Origin of the sequence: Akkermansia sp. N21116 (assembly GCF_029854705.2) — a bacterium.
Lineage (GTDB): Bacteria > Verrucomicrobiota > Verrucomicrobiia > Verrucomicrobiales > Akkermansiaceae > Akkermansia.
In genome coordinates, this window is record NZ_CP139035.1 from 629,129 (window position 1) to 647,126 (window position 17,998).

General features: G+C 48.3%; 16 protein-coding genes. 11 read left to right on the forward strand and 5 right to left on the reverse strand.

The annotated features are described in order from the left end of the window. The first annotated feature begins 29 nt into the window (after nucleotides 1-29). Nucleotides 30-1,508, forward strand: coding sequence for a lysine--tRNA ligase (lysS, locus tag QET93_RS02355; RefSeq protein ID WP_280125638.1), 1,479 nt, complete (start codon nucleotides 30-32; stop codon nucleotides 1,506-1,508). Nucleotides 1,509-1,554: 46 nt separating this feature from the next. Further along, nucleotides 1,555-2,325: a SpoIIE family protein phosphatase gene (locus QET93_RS02360; protein ID WP_280131701.1), complete on the forward strand. Its 771-nt coding sequence runs from the start codon at nucleotides 1,555-1,557 to the stop codon at nucleotides 2,323-2,325. 110 nt (nucleotides 2,326-2,435) lie between these two features. On the opposite strand, the gene QET93_RS02365 is transcribed toward QET93_RS02360, so the two are convergent. From QET93_RS02365 to QET93_RS02375, 3 genes are all read right to left on the reverse strand, one after another. Further along, nucleotides 2,436-2,795, reverse strand: coding sequence for a hypothetical protein (locus QET93_RS02365; RefSeq protein ID WP_280131702.1), 360 nt, complete (start codon nucleotides 2,793-2,795; stop codon nucleotides 2,436-2,438). Nucleotides 2,796-2,880: 85 nt separating this feature from the next. After that, nucleotides 2,881-3,672: a hypothetical protein gene (locus tag QET93_RS02370; protein WP_280131703.1), complete on the reverse strand. Its 792-nt coding sequence runs from the start codon at nucleotides 3,670-3,672 to the stop codon at nucleotides 2,881-2,883. Between the two features lie 412 nt (nucleotides 3,673-4,084). Beyond that, complete coding sequence (locus QET93_RS02375) at nucleotides 4,085-4,393, reverse strand: hypothetical protein (protein ID WP_280131704.1); 309 nt, start codon at nucleotides 4,391-4,393, stop codon at nucleotides 4,085-4,087. Nucleotides 4,394-4,563: 170 nt separating this feature from the next. Between QET93_RS02375 and QET93_RS02380 the strand changes: the two genes are divergently transcribed. Beyond that, complete coding sequence (locus QET93_RS02380; protein WP_322190080.1) at nucleotides 4,564-10,374, forward strand: RHS repeat-associated core domain-containing protein; 5,811 nt, start codon at nucleotides 4,564-4,566, stop codon at nucleotides 10,372-10,374. A gap of 218 nt (nucleotides 10,375-10,592) precedes the next feature. Next, entirely contained in the window at nucleotides 10,593-10,880 is a 288-nt protein-coding gene (locus tag QET93_RS02385; RefSeq protein WP_280131706.1) for a hypothetical protein, read from the forward strand. A gap of 302 nt (nucleotides 10,881-11,182) precedes the next feature. On the opposite strand, the gene QET93_RS02390 is transcribed toward QET93_RS02385, so the two are convergent. Beyond that, nucleotides 11,183-11,764 (reverse strand): hypothetical protein, encoded by a 582-nt coding sequence (locus tag QET93_RS02390; RefSeq protein ID WP_280131707.1) that lies wholly within the window; start codon nucleotides 11,762-11,764, stop codon nucleotides 11,183-11,185. A gap of 48 nt (nucleotides 11,765-11,812) precedes the next feature. Then, nucleotides 11,813-12,280, reverse strand: a complete 468-nt coding sequence (locus tag QET93_RS02395; RefSeq protein ID WP_280131708.1) for a hypothetical protein — start codon at nucleotides 12,278-12,280, stop codon at nucleotides 11,813-11,815. 58 nt (nucleotides 12,281-12,338) lie between these two features. Between QET93_RS02395 and QET93_RS02400 the strand changes: the two genes are divergently transcribed. From QET93_RS02400 to QET93_RS02430, 7 genes are all read left to right on the forward strand, one after another. Then, nucleotides 12,339-12,629 carry a hypothetical protein gene (locus QET93_RS02400; protein WP_280131709.1) on the forward strand — a complete coding sequence of 97 codons (291 nt, stop codon included), beginning with the start codon at nucleotides 12,339-12,341 and terminating at the stop codon, nucleotides 12,627-12,629. After that, nucleotides 12,626-13,462, forward strand: a complete 837-nt coding sequence (locus tag QET93_RS02405; RefSeq protein ID WP_280131710.1) for a hypothetical protein — start codon at nucleotides 12,626-12,628, stop codon at nucleotides 13,460-13,462. The genes QET93_RS02400 and QET93_RS02405 overlap by 4 nt, the downstream gene beginning before the upstream one ends. A gap of 1 nt (nucleotide 13,463) precedes the next feature. Beyond that, the gene (locus tag QET93_RS02410; RefSeq protein WP_280131711.1) at nucleotides 13,464-15,068 is read left to right on the forward strand and encodes an RHS repeat-associated core domain-containing protein; all 1,605 of its coding nucleotides are present in this window, start codon (nucleotides 13,464-13,466) and stop codon (nucleotides 15,066-15,068) included. After that, nucleotides 15,065-15,508 (forward strand): hypothetical protein, encoded by a 444-nt coding sequence (locus QET93_RS02415; RefSeq protein ID WP_280131712.1) that lies wholly within the window; start codon nucleotides 15,065-15,067, stop codon nucleotides 15,506-15,508. Before QET93_RS02410 ends, QET93_RS02415 begins: the two co-directional genes overlap by 4 nt. A gap of 254 nt (nucleotides 15,509-15,762) precedes the next feature. Continuing rightward, entirely contained in the window at nucleotides 15,763-16,362 is a 600-nt protein-coding gene (locus QET93_RS02420) for a hypothetical protein (RefSeq protein ID WP_322190081.1), read from the forward strand. 245 nt (nucleotides 16,363-16,607) lie between these two features. Further along, nucleotides 16,608-16,835 (forward strand): hypothetical protein, encoded by a 228-nt coding sequence (locus QET93_RS02425; protein ID WP_280131714.1) that lies wholly within the window; start codon nucleotides 16,608-16,610, stop codon nucleotides 16,833-16,835. A 70-nt stretch (nucleotides 16,836-16,905) separates the two neighbouring features. After that, a complete protein-coding gene (locus tag QET93_RS02430) occupies nucleotides 16,906-17,988 on the forward strand; it encodes a hypothetical protein (RefSeq protein ID WP_280131715.1) in 1,083 nt (360 codons plus the stop codon). The last annotated feature ends 10 nt before the right edge of the window (nucleotides 17,989-17,998 follow it).

Sequence of the window (17,998 nt, forward strand, 5' to 3'; positions counted from 1 at the left end):
GGGGGGGAAGCCTCTAGTATCTCCGCACCATGTCTGAAAAAGAGCAGCCTGTGCAAACATCATCCGAAGCGGACCTGATTGCCGTCCGCAGAGAAAAACTCGGAAAAATCCGGGCCATGGGTATTGATCCCTATGGAAGCCGCTTTGATATCACTACCAATCCCGCCGATCTCCGGGAAAACTTCGAAGAAGGTAAAACCGTGTCTCTTGCCGGGCGCTTGATGATTATCCGCGATATGGGCAAGTCTCAGTTCTTTACGATCGCGGACGTGCGCGGGCGCATTCAGGGATTCCTGAGCAAGGCCGACGTTAGCGAAGAGGATTGGAAATTATGGAAGCTTCTGGACCGTGGCGATTGGATCGGCATCACGGGTACGACATTCATCACCAAGCGCGGTGAACCGACCGTGAACGTGACGTCCCTGAAAATCCTTGCCAAGAGCCTGCGCCCCCTGCCTGACAAGTGGCACGGCCTGGCAGACCGGGAAGTGTCCTACCGCAAACGCCATTTGGACCTGATTGCCAATGAAGAGAGCGCCAAGTTGTTTGTCGCCCGTTCCCGGATGGTGTCGGAGATCCGTTCCTTCCTCTGCAACCGCGGGTATCTGGAAGTGGAAACGGCCGTACTTCAAAGCATTGCCGGCGGAGCCGCCGCTTCTCCGTTCACGACTCATTTCAATGCCGTTAACCAGGATCTGACGCTTCGCATTGCGTTGGAACTCTCCCTCAAGCGCCTGATGGTGGGCGGGTTCACGAAAGTGTTCGAACTCAATCGCTGTTTCCGCAACGAAGGCGTTGACCGCCGCCACAATCCGGAGTTCACCATGCTGGAAGCCTACGATGCCTGCGGCGACTTCGAGACTATGGCCGACATGGTCGAAGAGATGGTCTGCCATCTGGCGGAAAAATTCTGCGGAACGCTCAAACTGGAGCACACCGACCCCAACGGCAACCCCTATACTATCGACTTGACCCGCCCATGGAAGAGAGCCGACTACTACGATCTCGTCAAGGGAGTCGCCGGAGATGACTGGTTTGATCTTACCCCGGAACAGCGCCGTGCCCGGGCCGAAAACGACCTCCATCTGGAAATCGGAGACGACCTGCTCGATGTGGATGTCACCCAGCAGGTGTACGAAAAGCTTGTCGAAGAAAAAACGATGAGCCCCTGCTTTGTCACGCACGTCTCCAAGGATCTCGTCCCCCTGGCCAAGATCAACAAGGAGAATCCGGAAGTCGTCGATGTGTACGAACTCGTCATCAACGGTCAGGAAATCTCCCCCGGGTATTCCGAATTGAACGATCCGGACGTCCAGCGCGAACGCCTTGAACACCAGGCCGCCGGGGAAACCCAGAAGGTGGATTACGACTTCATCGAAACGCTGGAATACGGCATGCCCTCCGCAGGAGGCATCGGTATCGGCATCGACCGCCTGGTCATGTTGCTGACGGGAGCCCAGAGCATTCGCGACGTCATTCTGTTTCCGCAATTGAAGAAGAAGGATTGATTCCTTTCTCCCTCGCTTTTTCATTGCCGCCCCTTCCCTGTAAACCATGACTCCTCGCCTCCAAGACGGTTCGGAATATGGAATGGTCCAGTGGAAGGGGACCAGGCTCCATCAGGAGGATGCCGTTGATGTCGTGACTGTGTCCGGCGGCGGTTTTCTCGTGCTGGTGGCCGACGGCATGGGAGGGCACCTGGCCGGCGAGGTCGCTTCCCGCGAAACGCTGGCTTCTTTCTCGGAAGCCTTTGCCGGGTATCCGGACATGGCTCCTCCGGCTCGCTTGTCCCAGGCCCTCAAGGATGCCAACCGCCACCTTGCCTCCCTCCAAAAGGGATCCCAGCGTGGCAATATGGGAACGACCCTCGTCGTTGCCTATGTCGATGCCGGCAATAATTTATACTGGTTGAGCGTGGGGGACTCGCACCTTTACCTCTGGCGCAGCGGGGAGCGGCCCCGCAAACTCAATGCCGACCACTCGATGTGGCCTCTTGTCCGGGAAGAATGGCTCCGGGGGGATGTTTCCCTCGACTACGCCTTGAGCCAGAGAAGCATTTTGCGTTCTGCCGTCATGGGGGAAAAAATTGATCTCATCGACTGCCCAGGGGAAGCGTTTCCCTTGCAGAAAGGGGATTTTCTGCTGGTTGCCTCGGACGGCCTCGATGAGTGGCTGGAAGATGTAGACACGAACAAGGAGCTGGCTTTGTCCCTGTATCCGGAGACGAAAAATCCCGAAGCTTTCGTGCACTACATCCTCGAACAAGTGGAAATGCTCGAATACCCCTATCAGGACAACCTCACGATTGTCGGAGTCAGGATTTGAGCCACCCTCCGTTTGGGTCGATTTGCCCGGAGGGACGTCTCTGATCCTTCCCGATTGCTGATGACTCCCATTTTTTGAAACGGAAACCAGACTCATGGACTGCGCGGCGTCTATTGCGCCAGTGTCGTCAGTGCCACCTTCAGGCAATGCTCTACCAGGAGGGCTGTTTCCTCCATGGCAGCGTCCCGGTATTCCGGCATGCCGGGATGCCATACCAGCTCGGTCTCTTCCAATCCTTCCGTCGGAAGTTCCGGACATATGCATCGGAACGTGATATTCCGGCACACGCCCGCCCTGCGGAATTCTTCGACGATATATCGGGAGCGGAGCAGGGCGCATGCCCGGTCCCGCGTTCGGAGACCGAGCTGGATGCGCTTCCCGGAGTATTTTTTGTCCCGGGAAATGACCAGGCGTAATTTGTAACTTCCCGAGGGATTTATCCTTAATGTTGCCCGTTGAATAGTAGCCATCCGCCGATTACAACACTCTCCCTGGTAAAAAACCGCATCATTCCGCCCTGGCGCATACCTGCCCGCCCGGTGAAAAGCGTCTGGTTCATACCTGCCCGCTACCGGGGAAACCGAAGTTGCCCATCAGTCGCTGCTGGGCGACGAGCCGTAAATTCCGCATCACCGGCAGTCTTTGTTCTTTTGTCAACGGAGCCGGGGGAGGATCCCCCACCGTTACCATCGTGCACCCGCGGTAAGGGCGGGCATCGGGATAATAACCCCAGCGGTATGCCGTCCACGCATCGCCCTTTCCGCCGATAGGGAACACCATGCGGCTCTCCGGATCGGGATAGAGATGCATCGTGGAAAACCCCACCGTCACATCCTCCGGCATCACCGGATCCAGTTCCAACCCCTCCACATATGTCCGTACCCGCCGCAAGGCATGTGCCCGGATTGCATACAGGCAGCCGTAAATGCGTTCCTTCGGATCTCCGCTGCCGCACAGTACCTTTTCCTTCATTCCGGCAAACGAGCGAAACACCGCTCCGTCCAGCAGGCACGTATCGGCATCCATTTTAATCAGGACATCGTCTTCATGCCGTATGCTTGCTTCCATTTCGGAGAGAATCCCCAGAATGCAGGACTTGCCCCGCAGATTACCTCCCCGGGGCCAATGGCTCACGCGCCATTCCACCCCCATCTTCTCCAGCTCGCTCCGCGTCGCATCCGGGCAGGGACAAGCTTCGTCATCCACTGCTACCAGACGGGCTTCCGGCAAGGCCATGCGTGCGCACAGGAACGTTTCACGAAGGAGAGCGGAATCTCCATAATACACGAAAACGTGCAAAACGATGCCGTGTTTTAGAGGGTTCTTGCTTTTTTGTTTGTTTTTCATAGGGAGCCATCATTCCAGAAACGGGATTTCTTTTTCCAGCTTGAAAAATGGGCCTAGAAAATGATTATACAGCATTCACGTCCAAAACGTTTTGAATATTGTCCGGAATATTTCTTGAAAGCGATCGGAAGGCAAACGTACCCAAAAGAAATCGTGGCAATACATGCATCGAATTTTCCGGAATTTCTCCGGTCTAGGCCCATTTTCATCACTTGTAATCAAACTGTTCTATCAATTATACGCATTCCTCGAAGGACTCTCCATGAAGGGGAAATCCTAAATGAGAATAAATATAAAATGAAACCAAAAAAACAAGCAGTATCGGGGGATCCGATAGTCTCCCTCGCATCTACAGATGAAGTAGCCAGCAGTTCGTTGGTATCAAGCTCCGAGTCGTCTAGCGAATCTTCCGTTAGTGAATCGTCTTCCAGTGTGTCGTCTTCCAGTGTGTCGTCTTCCAGTGAATCATCTTCCAGTGAATCATCTTCCAGTGAATCATCTTCCAGTGAGTCGTCCTCCAGTGAGTCGTCCTCCAGTGAGTCGTCCTCCAGTGAGTCGTCTTCCAGTGAGTCGTCCTCCAGTGAGTCGTCTTCCAGTGAGTCGTCCTCCAGTGAGTCGTCCTCCAGTGAGTCGTCCTCCAGTGAGTCGTCCTCCAGTGAGTTGTCTTCCAGTGTGTCGTCTTCCAGTGAGTCGTCTTCCAGTGAGTCGTCTTCCAGTTCATCAGAGGAAAGTAAGCCTCAGCCGGAACCTACACCCGAGCCCGATCCGCAACCGACTCCCGAGCCTGAACCTACACCCGAACCAGAACCTCAGCCGGAGCCTGAGCCTACACCAGAACCTTCTCCCGATGATACGACCACGAAACCACCTAAAGAGACCGGTAAGCCTCCGGTGAAAGGCACGGACAAAGGACCGGAAAAGGAAGAAGATAAACCCAAACCGCCCAAAAATAAAGGTCCCAAATCCCCTCGACGAGGCGGTGGCGGCGGTATGCCTCCAAGCGGAGGCCCGATCCCCATTCCGCTTCCGGCACGTCCTCCGATTCTTCCCATATTTGTAACGGATCACTATCCTAGCGTTTCTTATCAGTCCCAGCCTCAGCCGGAACAGGGGAGTCCTGCTGATCCGACGAATGCTCCTTCTGCACCTCAGAATCAGCCTTCACAGGGATATCCGTCTCCCGAAGGAGATGAAAACGCCACATGCGTGCATTATCCCGTACCTGGGGCAACCAGCACAGGAGGACAAAGTGTCGATCTGGAAATCTCCTTCGGGCATTTCCCCTCATGGAAAGGCATGCCGGGTGGAAAACTCATGCTCTATGCGGTTGGTACCCACCATTCCCTCGCCAATGGCACCCTGTTGCAATTCGATCACATTTCCCAACGCCGCATTGGTGTCGTCATTCCCTCCACATCGGATAACCCGATTGGTACCAATAAAGTAGCTCTGGTCACCCAAATGGGACAATTGCGCTACTACGATTTCTCCAATAGCCCCGTCGGTACTCCTTTCGGTGGATCGGAAATCTATTCCGAACGCCTCCGTCTGCTCAATTCCGATTACACTCTCTGCTACGGCAATGTTGAAGATGCAACCTTCTTTGAAGAAACCTTCATGGATGGCTCCATCATCCACTACCGTGCCGATGATGGCACTCCCTATGCCTATTGCACCCATCAGGGCGTGTGGGTTCAGGTTGAAGAACTGGGCGGAGATTTGCGCGTCGTCCGGGAAACTCTCGACGGAAAATGCGCCTACTACGACAATAAACTGGATTCCATGCTCCATGCCAATAACATCCAGGATGACCGCATCAGGCAGATATGGTGCCGCATGGATGGCCTTCTCGATTGTCCGGATGCCCATACCATCAACTGGTACGCTCCATCCGACACTCTCGCCATGGTCGATGAAAACGGCCTCTTCCCGATTCGGGAAGGAGCAACTCCCGTGAAAACATGGAACCTGACCGCCATTGCCGGTATGGCCGAATCCGGAGACGATCCCTCCACAAATTCTCTGTCCATGTTCAAGATGAGAGCCATGGGGAATGGAGCCTTCGAAGAAAGCCGCTGGCAGCCGTATGGGAAAGACGGTACGTATTTCATCAGTGGTTCGGGACAGCAGGCTGCCTGCTCTGTGAAAGTCCGCAAAGCTCTTGAATCGGATGTGGCTCCTGTCACTCGCCCCAACGGACTGGCATTGAAAATCGGTCAATCTCCGGTTTCCGCCATTCGGGAAACAACCTACACCTTTAGGGGAGAACGCTCCCTGGATGGTATCAATCTGGATACGGCCGACTTTGTCGAATCCGTGACTCATGAAGACTATCGCAGTTATCCCTTCGGAGATGTGATCGTCAAGCGCACGAAATCCTATGGGCAGGGAACTGATCAGGTGTGGACCTATTCCTATGAAACGGACACGACCTCCCCGAACTACGGACGGATGATCCGTCAGACGACTCCGGAAGGCAATTGGACGGAATACGACTATGATGATGAAGGGCGAGTCGTCAAGGAAAGGACTCTTTGGGACGATGCCGTTTCCGTCCTGGAAACCAGAACAACTTTTGCCGATCTTTGGTACAATGATTACCGTACGGCATGTGTTGAAAAATGGGTTCTCGCGCCGGATGGAACGGAGACGATGCTCCTGAAGACTGAATCACAATATGAGGAATCCGATCTTCTGATCCGGGAAACAGTGACCGAAACGGCTCTTGGCTCCGAATACCCGCGCATTTCCATCACGGAAACCCACGGAGATTCTGCGGAATGTCCCTTCGCTCGCGGTCGTCTCAAGAGAACGCTTTCCTACGATGGCGCGGAAACTTCCTACGATTACTCCGCGACGGATGAAGAAGGCGCCTCGTGGGCGGCGACGTCAACCCGTGTCCGTCAGGGTGTCGTCGTTCCCGGTCAATCGACCCGTTCCGTGACTCTTTACGATGCAAGCGGATATGCCTTCATCACCCGGGAGCAGGTCCATGATGGAACGGATTTTGTGACGGTTTCGGAATCCAGATCGAGTGCCGATGTCAGCGGAAGAACCATTGCTACCGTGGATTCCGAAGGCTCTACGACGGCAACGGACTGGTCATGCTGCGGCCCCAAGCGTGAAACTCACGACAACGGGACGCAGTCGTGGTATGAATACGACAGTGCCAAACGGCTCATCCGGGAAGTCCACGAAGCTCCCGCTCCTCTGCCGGAAATTCTGGAGCACGTCTCCATCTCGCGGCAGCCGGATACGATTATCACGCATGAATACGATGGCCTCGGTCGGGAGATTGCTACGGTGACGACAATCGGTTCCTGTTCTGTCCGAACGGAAAAAACGTATGACTCCCAGGGCAATCTGGCTTCGACTACGGATGCCGCAGGCCTCGTCACTCGCTATGAATATTCCGACAACAATCTCATGCAAAGTGTGACTCATCCGTCGGGACAGCTGGCCGTGAGCAGAAGGAATGCTGCAGGAATCGTCATAGAAGAATCGGCCACCGGACAGCCAGCGCGTTTCTACAGCCGCCGGATAAGCCCGGAAGGAATCGTGGAAACCGTCCGGCAGGATTCGCCGAATGGCCCCATTCTTGCGGAAAGTGTCTCCGATGGATTTGGGAGAACCGTTTCCAATGGCATTCCTGCGGGAGATCAGTCAAGCGGTCTCGTCATCGAACGGCTTCGTTATGACGCCCAGGGGCGGAACATCTCCCGCGTCTCGGAAAACAAGGCTCCTCAAATCATGGAATACGATGCCTTCGGCAACATGGTGCGTTCCATCACGAAGATATCGCCCTCATCAGAGGTTGAGCCTTCCGTGGATCGCGTCACGGAATACGAAACGGTCTATACCGGGATGAACCCGGCTCCGGCCATTCTTCCTGCCGGACTGGCGTCAGGAGTATTCCGCAAGAGTGTAACGTCCGCCATTCTGCCGGGAGGTTCCCGCGCCAATCAGGAAAGCTATACGCGACTGACGGGGCAGGAGAAAACATCCGTAAGCCTGACGAAAAACAAATACGGATGCTGGAGCGCCAGCATGACGGAAAACAAACAGGGCAATACCATCACGACAATGTGGCAGGATGGCGTGTCCGCTCCGGCGAAGCAGTACGCTGTCGGTGGAGACATAGTCCTGTCGATCAGCCCGTCCGGAGACATTACGACCTCCGTCCGGAGCTACACGGACAACGGCACATGCCTCTACCGGACGGATGCCCGCGGCAATACGCTGACGATGGCTCACGACAAGGCCGGGCGCATCGTGACAAGCCGGGATGCGGATGGGAATGCGACTTCGTACTCCTACGACCCGGTAACCGGGCTGCTGGCCTGTACGGCCGATGCCATGGGAGGAGAAATCCATTACCGCTACAACGCGGCCGGGCAGTTGACGGAACAATTCGGTTCGGGTACGCAACCCATCCGGAAGGATTACGACAGCAATGGCCGCATGATCGCGCTAACGACATGGAGGAACCCGGGCGAAACGCTGACGGGGATTCCAGACACGCCGGGGGACACCACGCAGTGGGAGTACGACTCGTTGAGCGGGCTGCCTGTGAAGAAGACCTATGCCGACGGAACATCCGAAACGACAGTCTATAACCGCGACCGATTGGTCATCCGCACGGTCCGGGCTGATGGTTCATCGATCGGCTACATCTATCAGGCGGAAACGTGGGAACTGGCGGAAACATCCTTCAGCGACCAATCGACCCCGATATGCCATAGCTACGATGCCCTGGGGCGTCTCGCAAGCATCACGGATGGTACGGGCACCCGTACTTATTCCTACAATCATGTGGGGGATCTTGTGCGCGAAGAGTTCGTGGGAAGCGTCCGCTCCATTCTGGAATACAAGTTCGATGCCTATGGCAGGGATGCCGGCTATACATTGAGCGTCGAGGGAGTAAACGTCCAGGACACGGCCCTGACCTACGACAGCTTCGGCCGTCTGCAAACGGCATCGCCGGAGGAAGGGAAAGTATTCACTTGGCACTATGGTGAAGGCGAATTGCTGACCGGCATGGACTGGCCCAACGGCATGAGGAAGGAACTCCAGTACGAGGATCGCAGGAATGTCATTTCGGCCCTTGTGTACAAGGATGCCTCGGGACGGGAAGTTCTCGCCCACCGGTACGGTTACGATGCGCTCGGAAGGCCGACCCTGCTGACGGATCATGCCGGAGGGCGGGAGGAACGAAGAATCGTCCCGAATTACAATCCCCGAAGTGAGTTGATTTCCGCTGCGTATGATGGAAAGGAGGATTACACCTACACCTACGATAACATCGGCAACCGCGTCCAATCCCGCGAACTGGCTGCAAGCCGGAGCTACACCAGCAACAGGCTCAACCAGTATGTCCGCATTGAACAGCAGAATGCGGGAAACGCGTTCACGCCCGAATTTGATGTTCACGGCAACCAGACGCGGATTCAGACGCGCACCGGTGTTTGGGATGTCCTCTACGACATGCGGAATCGCCCGGAACAGTTTGCCGGGGACGGACACTCCGTTGTCTGTTCCTATGACTTTATGGGAAGGCGCACGGATCGCTTGGAATACCATGGAAACACATTGACATCGCGCGAGCATTTTATCTATAAGGGATACGTGCAAATCGCCGCGTATAAGCTGGACGCCGAGGGACAATCCGGGGATTGTTTCGTGCTCTCGAAATCCTGTTATTGGGATCCGTCCCAGCCGACGGCGACGCGTATCCTCGCGATGAAAGACGCGACGGATGCCACGATGCTCTATGCCGCCTGCGACACGGTGAAAAACATCACGGCCCTCTACGATGATGCCGGAACGTGCCGTGCTCGCTATGCCTATTCCCCCTACGGAGAAAAACTGATCGAGGAAGGCGACAAACACACAGCCAACGCTTTCGGTTTCTCCTCCGAATATGATGACAGCCCCTTGGGTCTCTATTACTACAACTACCGTTACCTCAACCCGAATGATGGTCGCTGGATTAATAGGGATTATATTAATGAATCAAAAACAATCAATCTTTACATATATTCTAAAAACAGCATATATATATCGATTGATTATTTGGGGTTAGCGTGTTTCGTTATAACGATTCTAGTAAATGAAAACGATCTTGATATGGCTGGAAAAATAGATAAATATGTTAATGAATTGAAAATTCTTGAAGAAGAAATAAATACTTATGGACTGTTATTTAATGAAAATACAATGATAACCAAAGTTAGGATTTTGACCGAAGAAGAAAAAGGAGGTAAATATCAAACAATTGAAGCAAAAAAAATAAAAACAAAAGAAGATCTTATGAAAACAATTGAGCACGAAAAACTATCGTTTATTAAGAATATATGGAATGAAGGCAAAAGTAAGATTGAAAATGAAATAAAGTCAACAATGCTGTTAATGTCAGAAGAATATGATACATTAGATATTGTTGCGCATGGAGGGTTTGATTTATCCGATAAGCCAGGATGTATAATTGGACCATATGAAAGGATGCCTCATTCAGTTGTTAATAATTTAATTAATGAGTTTGATAAGAAAGAACGGGCGCATTATACATCATGTTTTCAGGATGGAGAAAAAATGCAAAGAGCGAAACCGATTCCTGGATCTGTGGTAAAAGTTCAGAGGGATACCGATAAAAAATTCTGTTTTATTAACATAAAGCCGCCATCAATAAGAAGAATAATATAATCAATTGATAATGATCGGAATAATTCATGCAATGGGTATGAATTATTCCGATGATGTGTAGCTATATGATGTCGATGTAGTGATATAAATTCATTTTAAATTTGGTGCATGACTAGCTGAGTGACGTCAAAGATATTGTAATGTATTCTTGATGAGTGCATAATAAATATATTTCCCGTTTACGGATTTCAGAGTATCAATTCAGACGTCTCATTCGCATGTTTACTATCGATATGGAAGCAACTAAAATTACTGCTCTTACAGGTCTAAATCGCAATACAGTCAATAGAATCCTTAAGCTGTTACGTACACGTTTGGCAAAACTTTGCGAACAGGAAAATACTTGCCGTAAGGGTATCTTTGAATTGGATGAATGTTACCTGGGCGCGAGAAAAGTACGAGGAAAACGAACCAAGGGGAAAACAATCCTTTTCGGAATCTATGAGCGGGCATTTCGTCAAATTATAGATAACGTTAAAAGAGAAAACGTTTATGAGGATAATTGAGGATAGAATTGACCATAATTCAACGATCTATACTGATGTCTTTCGAGTCTATGATGCTTTGATGAAGGATGGATTAAGCACCATTTCAAACTTCTTCATGGAGACAATGAGTTCGTTTTCATGTTGACGGCATTGAGGGATCCTGGTCTGTACTTAAAATGCGTCTAAGCAAGTCTCGGTGTTTAAGTAGTAAGGCTAATATATTCCTCCATGTAAAAGGATGTGAATTCAGGTTTAATCAGCGAGGAGATAATCTGTATGCATTCATTTTAACAAACCTACGAAATTCTCCGCCCGGCTAGTTATGAGCCATTAGATATATATGGAAGAGTATTGTGCCATTCGTCGCCAATATAGACCCATGTAGCTTTTTTATGATTTAATAATTTTATTTTTATGTATTTTTTATCCATTTTATAAATTTCATAGTAGTCTCCAATTCTTTTGACTTTAAATATGTCATTATGATGACGCGATGTTAAGATTGGAGGGAAGGAATAACATCGATATGATTTTTGAAATGGATCTTCTTTGGTGATGCAACTTCCTATTATTTTATGATGTGAAGATGTTGAATCATAATTGTGAAATTTTTCCCATGGGGAAGAAAATTGGCTGACACAATTGAAAATAGCATAATAGTCTTTTGGATTACAGCCAATTAAATATCCTCCTTCTTCTCCATTTTCATCAGAATTTGAGGTCACCCAAAAACAGTTATCAAATTCACTGGAAATATAATTTGTATAAATCGGTTTATATAAATAATTATTACCCCATAGAAACCCTCTGTTTATGATTAAACATGCGAGGAAAAAGAATCCAAGAATGATCTCTGTCAGAATAATCCAATTCAATAGCGAATTTGCATTATTTTTGTTCATGTTTGAAAATAAAATATTCTGTTTGCAATCAAATGATTACTTGAAATTTTACCGGCCATATCCGATCAAGGACCATAAATAGGGAGGAAGATACATCATTGTATCAACACTTATATAAAACGAATTGTCTATTTTGATAGATATGATTCCCATGTTCTTCTCTTCTTTCATTTCGTAACAATCAATCCATGGCGTTTCAAAAAGATCTCGACAGCTTGGATATGGGCTGGTTTCATCAATGAAAGCAACATATTTTTTCTGAGACAGGGGATTTCCGGAATTTTTTGACGGTATGACTCGAGATAAAATGATACCGCGAACCGGATAATAACCATTCATGAATACTCTCCATTTTTCGCCAAGGTTCGTCCCGTGAAAATAATGGTCTAAAGAAATAGACTCCATATTTATTTTGTCTTCAATTGGTGCATGCTCAATTCTGTAATAGGCAACGCCAAGAAGCATTACTAAAATTCCTCCAGCAATAGCTGAATACAATTTCCCGTGACCATCCATTACAATAATCAATAATAAGTAAATTATATATTAAATCAACAATAAAAACAAGATTTCAATGTCCGCTCCGGCGAAGCAGTACGCTGTCGGTGGAGACATAGTCCTGTCGATCAGCCCGTCCGGAGACATTACGACCTCCGTCCGGAGCTACACGGACAACGGCACATGCCTCTACCGGACGGATGCCCGTGGTAATACGCTGACGATGGCTCACGACAAGGCCGGGCGCATCGTGACAAGCCGGGATGCGGACGGGAATGCGACTTCGTACTCCTACGACCCGGTAACCGGGCTACTGGCCTGTACGACGGAGGAATCCATTACCGCTACAACGCGGCCGGACAGTTGACGGAACAATTCGGTTCGGGTACGCAACCCATCCGGAAGGATTACGACAGCAATGGTCGCATGATCGCGCTAACGACATGGAGGAACCCGGGCGAAACGCTGACGGGGATTCCAGACACGCCGGGGGACATCACGCAGTGGGAATACGACTCGCTGAGCGGGCTGCCTGTGAAAAAGACCTATGCCGACGGAACATCCGAAACGACAGTCTATAACCGCGACCGACTGGTTATCCGCACGGTCCGGGCTGATGGTTCATCGATCGGTTACATCGATCAGGCGGAAACGTGGGAACTGGCGGAAACATCCTTCAGCGACCAATCGACCCCGATATGCCATAGCTACGATGCCCTGGGGCGTCTCGCAAGCATCACGGATGGTACGGGCACCCGTACTTATTCCTACAATCATGTGGGGGATCTCATGCGTGAAGAGTTCGAGGGAAGCGTCCGCTCCATTCTGGAATACAAGTTCGATGCCTGCGGCAGGGATGCCGGCTATACATTGAGCGTCGATGGAGTAAACGTCCAGGACACGGCTCTGACCTACGACAGCTTCGGCCGTCTGCAAACGGCATCGCCGGAGGAAGGGAAAGTATTCACCTGGCATTACGGTGAAGGTGAATTGCTGACCGGCATGGATTGGCCCAACGGCACTCCAGTACGAGGATCGCAGGAATGCCATTTCGGCCCTTGTGTACAAGGATGCCTCGGGACGGGAAGTTCTCGCCCACCGGTACGGTTACGATGCGCTCGGAAGGCCGACCCTGCTGACGGATCATGCCGGAGGGCGGGAGGAACGAAGAATCGTCCCGAATTACAATCCCCGAAGTGAGTTGATTTCCGCTGCGTATGATGGAAAGGAGGATTACACCTACACCTACGATAACATCGGCAACCGCGTCCAATCCCGCGAACTGGCTGCAAGCCGGAGCTACACCAGCAACAGGCTCAACCAGTATGTCCGCATTGAACAGCAGAATGCGGGAAACGCGTTCACGCCCGAATTTGATGTTCACGGCAACCAGACGCGGATTCAGACGCGCACCGGTGTTTGGGATGTCCTCTACGACATGCGGAATCGCCCGGAACAGTTTGCCGGGGACGGTCATTCCGTTGTTTGTTCCTATGACTTTATGGGAAGACGCACGGATCGCTTGGAATACCATGGAAACACATTGACATCGCGCGAGCATTTCATCTATAAGGGATACGTGCAAATCGCCGCGTATAAGCTGGACGCCGAGGGACAATTCGGAGATTGTTTCGTGCTTACGAAATCCTGTTATTGGGATCCGTCCCAGCCGACGGCAACGCGTATCCTCGCGATGAAAGACGCGTCGGATGCCACGATGCTCTATGCCGCCTGCGACACGGTGAAAAACATCACGGCTCTCTACGATGATGCTGGAACGTGCCGTGCGCGCTATGTCTATTCCCCCTACGGGGAAAAACTGATCGAGGAAGGCGACAAACACACAGCCAACGCCTTCGGTTTCTCCTCCGAATATGATGACAGCCCCTTGGGCCTCTATTACTACAACTACCGTTACCTCAACCCGAACGATGGACGGTGGATTAATAGGGATCCCATAGACGAACAAGATCACTGGAACCTATACATAGCTCTTGCCAATAGGCCTTTCAATAGAGTTGACCATATTGGTTTATGGACGCGAATGAAAGGCGAAGGGCGAGGGAATCATTGGTGCGCAGGCAAAGGAGATACATTAAAGCATCTAGCATCGAAATATGGTGCAAGCGAAGAAGATTGGCAGTGTTTATGGCCAGTAGGCGAGACACCAAATCATGGCTATCCCAACAATATTGAACCAGGAGATGTATATGATGCCTCTAATCTTGTGGCCTCACAAGAAGGGAAAGATATTCAGTACATATTAAGTTATGATCTAATACCAGATTATGCTGGGATATTTCCCTCTGCTGAATATGTAAATCCTATCACAGTTCCCTTGTTATTAGAAACGATTTCCAAAGAAGGCCAAGATCCTATTTCGAATTTTGTTTCAGCAGGACATGGCGGATATGGTGGGTACAGTGGATATGGCAACCGTGGGACATGGAATCAATATTCTGTACAGGATTTGCTGGATAGAAGCCATAGTGCCACATTTGAACGAGCAAAACAAAGGAAAGGTCCAATTCGTTGTTGGTTTACCCGAAAAGCTCAAGCTCGTTTTTCCGGATGCTCTTCTCAAGAAATTGCGAGGCCGTTTGCCGAACAAATTTTGAGGAAAGGAGCAATTTCATACGGAACGGACAGATCAATCGGGACGAGTTCTTTTAATGGGATTCTGAGATTATATTATAATTATATTCAAACTGGGACTTATGCTGATGGGTCTCCAATATTTTATTGGGACAAAGTTTCAAAATATATGACATCTCCAGTATGGAAAAAATTCGAAGGAAAATTATGAAAATAAAATACAAAATCATCGTAACGGCATTTTTTGCTATTTTGTCAATAGGCATATTGACTGTGTGTAAAAATGGAAAAGAAAATAATGGCGAAAGTGAAATAGTTTCTCCGTATTTTAATGATGGGAAATCATTTATACGAGATAAAGAAAGATGGCAGGCAGCTCTTTCTGCAGCCATAAAACTACCGTTGCGCGAAACAACGAACAAGGATGTCATGGATCTAATTGGCAACAACCCATCTATTAATGATTCAGATGATGATCACTATGAATATATGTATTTATATATGGGATATAATGAGAAACAGCTTCTTAACTCAAAACCAGATCGTAGGCAGGAACACATTGTTTTGTTTTTCTCGTTTGATCTAACTAATAAACTGCAAAGTGTAGGAACAAGGGTTGAAATTTTCCCAGCTCCCGCATCCATGCAATAAATATAATAAGTCCAACAAAATACTTGTGCCTATATACAGGCACAAGTATTTATCCTATGATCGTAGAATAGAAATCTATCGAATCAATCTTCCTGACGCTCAAATGAATGTGCCGCTTCCTGCTTCAAGATGATATGGCATCAAAGAGGCTAATCTTAGCTTGATTTGGTATCATGAGAATCATGATAGGACGATGGTACGTTTTTCGTACTCCCATATTCTCACTGTCTTGCTCTAGATCGCAGTCAGAATAAATGAAAAGAATAAAATTAATCATCATAATATTTGCAATGCTTGTTTTGCTCGTCATAGGCATTGCTGCTTGGTTGTTTGCTTATTTCCCCACTAATCGTCGGGTGGAGGACATATTGCCCTATTATCAGGACGACAATTGCATTGAATCTCTTCTATATAATCGGCTCTGCAAAAATACGGCATATAAAGTTTATAGAAGTTTTAATGGAGGGTTCAATATTGACGAATATCCGGACAACCCTAAATACCTTTATATCGTTGTCATTGATTTTCCTGACAGTAGGGATATGCAGAGAGAAGAATCTCTTCTTCTTGAGCAGATTCATGAAATGAAGAAAACGGTATCGATTGAAAACAATCATCTATACCAAGATCTGAAAGGGGCTCAATGGTCTCTTCCAAATATTAAAACATCATGCGATCCCGGTGATTTTGTCTTCCTGCGAGGATGGGAATTTAAAAGAAGTATCGATTTTTTAGTTCGACATGGGTATCACGATATTATTGTTGTCAATTTTTATTCTAAAGAAGGCAAGGGCAGAGTAGTTCTTTGTACGTGGTTGTCTGATCAATCAAATAACATGGGGCCGTCCGAATGATGAAAATTTAAAAAAATATCTGGTAGTAGGAATCTTCGAAATTTCGAAGGAAAACTGCTCCAGCGTGGAAAAAATTTGAAGGGGAGTTATGAATTTTAGTAGAATTATGAAAAATAAATATATAAGTATAATCTCGATAAATGCGCTTATTTGTGGGGGACTGATCACATGCTGTACAGCAGGATCATGGAGGCTACAATACTATCATTGGTACCATTAAGGGAGATCCGGATCATGTTAAATCTATGACACCTGTATCTTGGATAAGCAAGATGCGACCTCGCGGGCATGGAGCTTGGATAACGGGGCTCATCGATGGATTCGAACCAGGAGATAGAGCTCGCGATAGTGAAAAGAGAAAAATGGAGGCTGTAGAATTTTCAAAGAAGAATATCAAAAAATATTTAGAAAAATATTATAATAAATGTTATTGTCCTGCTGAAATATTCAGTCATTTCTTAATTGAGATTTAAATATAAAAGTGGCGTCATAATGATGTCTATTATGACGCCACTTCCCCATTGCAACATGGAAATGTAATTTATGAAAAAAATAATTATATATACTAGCGTATCTGTTGTCGCCATTTTTCTTTTATTGTTATTATTTTCATCGAGCGAAAGAGAAACGAAAATTTTGGAGCATGTAGGAACAATTATGACTCCTGAATTTTCATGGAAGGACTATGATGGAGATTTCAATGTCAACATGATCAATACGAAAATAGCTTTTTCTGACAATGATCGTTACCTGGCGACATGGCCGGGAAATACGTTTTATGTCTATGATGTGGAAACACAGGCTCTTTCCCATTCTCTTCCTGGGCTTAAACAGGAAGACCCTCTTCCAAATGCGGAAGAATATCTTCATATGTCTTTATTAGGTTGTTTTGTCCTTGAAGAATGCGAGCGTTACAAACCTCTCTTCGGTGTGCAAATTCCTCAGGGATTCTCAATTTTAGAAAACAATATAAAAACAAATGAGAAAAATTATCTTAGTTTTAAAAAATTTGCAGATGAAAATCCTGATTATAATTTGATTAAGTTATTGGCTTATATTGAGGAATCCAAATCCCGTTATAAAATTATTCGTTCCAGACATAACGGTCCAAGTAAGAATTTAGTTGTCAATGAGGAGACAGGGGATTCGAATGTCTGGGGTGTTCCGCAGGAAATATTCATATATGGAATGCGCCATCATCCACAGACGCATGATATTTGCTTACAGGCAAAAGAAATATTCATATATGATAATGATAATTTTTATCTGATCAACTGCAATCGGTTAGAGCAAATGAAGAAATTACCTGTTCCTCAGGCAAAAGGAACATGGCGTCCACGTATTTCATCTTCAGTATTCAATGACGATGGAAGCATTTTAGCGATTACCTATGAGCGTTCTATTAGTAGATATGCGTTATTTTCTTTCAATATTTTTTGCACAATTTTGTTGGATACTACAACAGGGAAGGTGATTACCGAGATCGTTCATGATGAAGGTTATAGTATAAGTGCATTTTCTCCTTCCAACAAGTATTGGGCTATTGCCTATGATCGTAGAATAGAAATCTATCGAATCAATCTTCCTGACCCTCAAATGAATGCGCCGCTTCCTGCTTCAAGATGATATGGCCTCA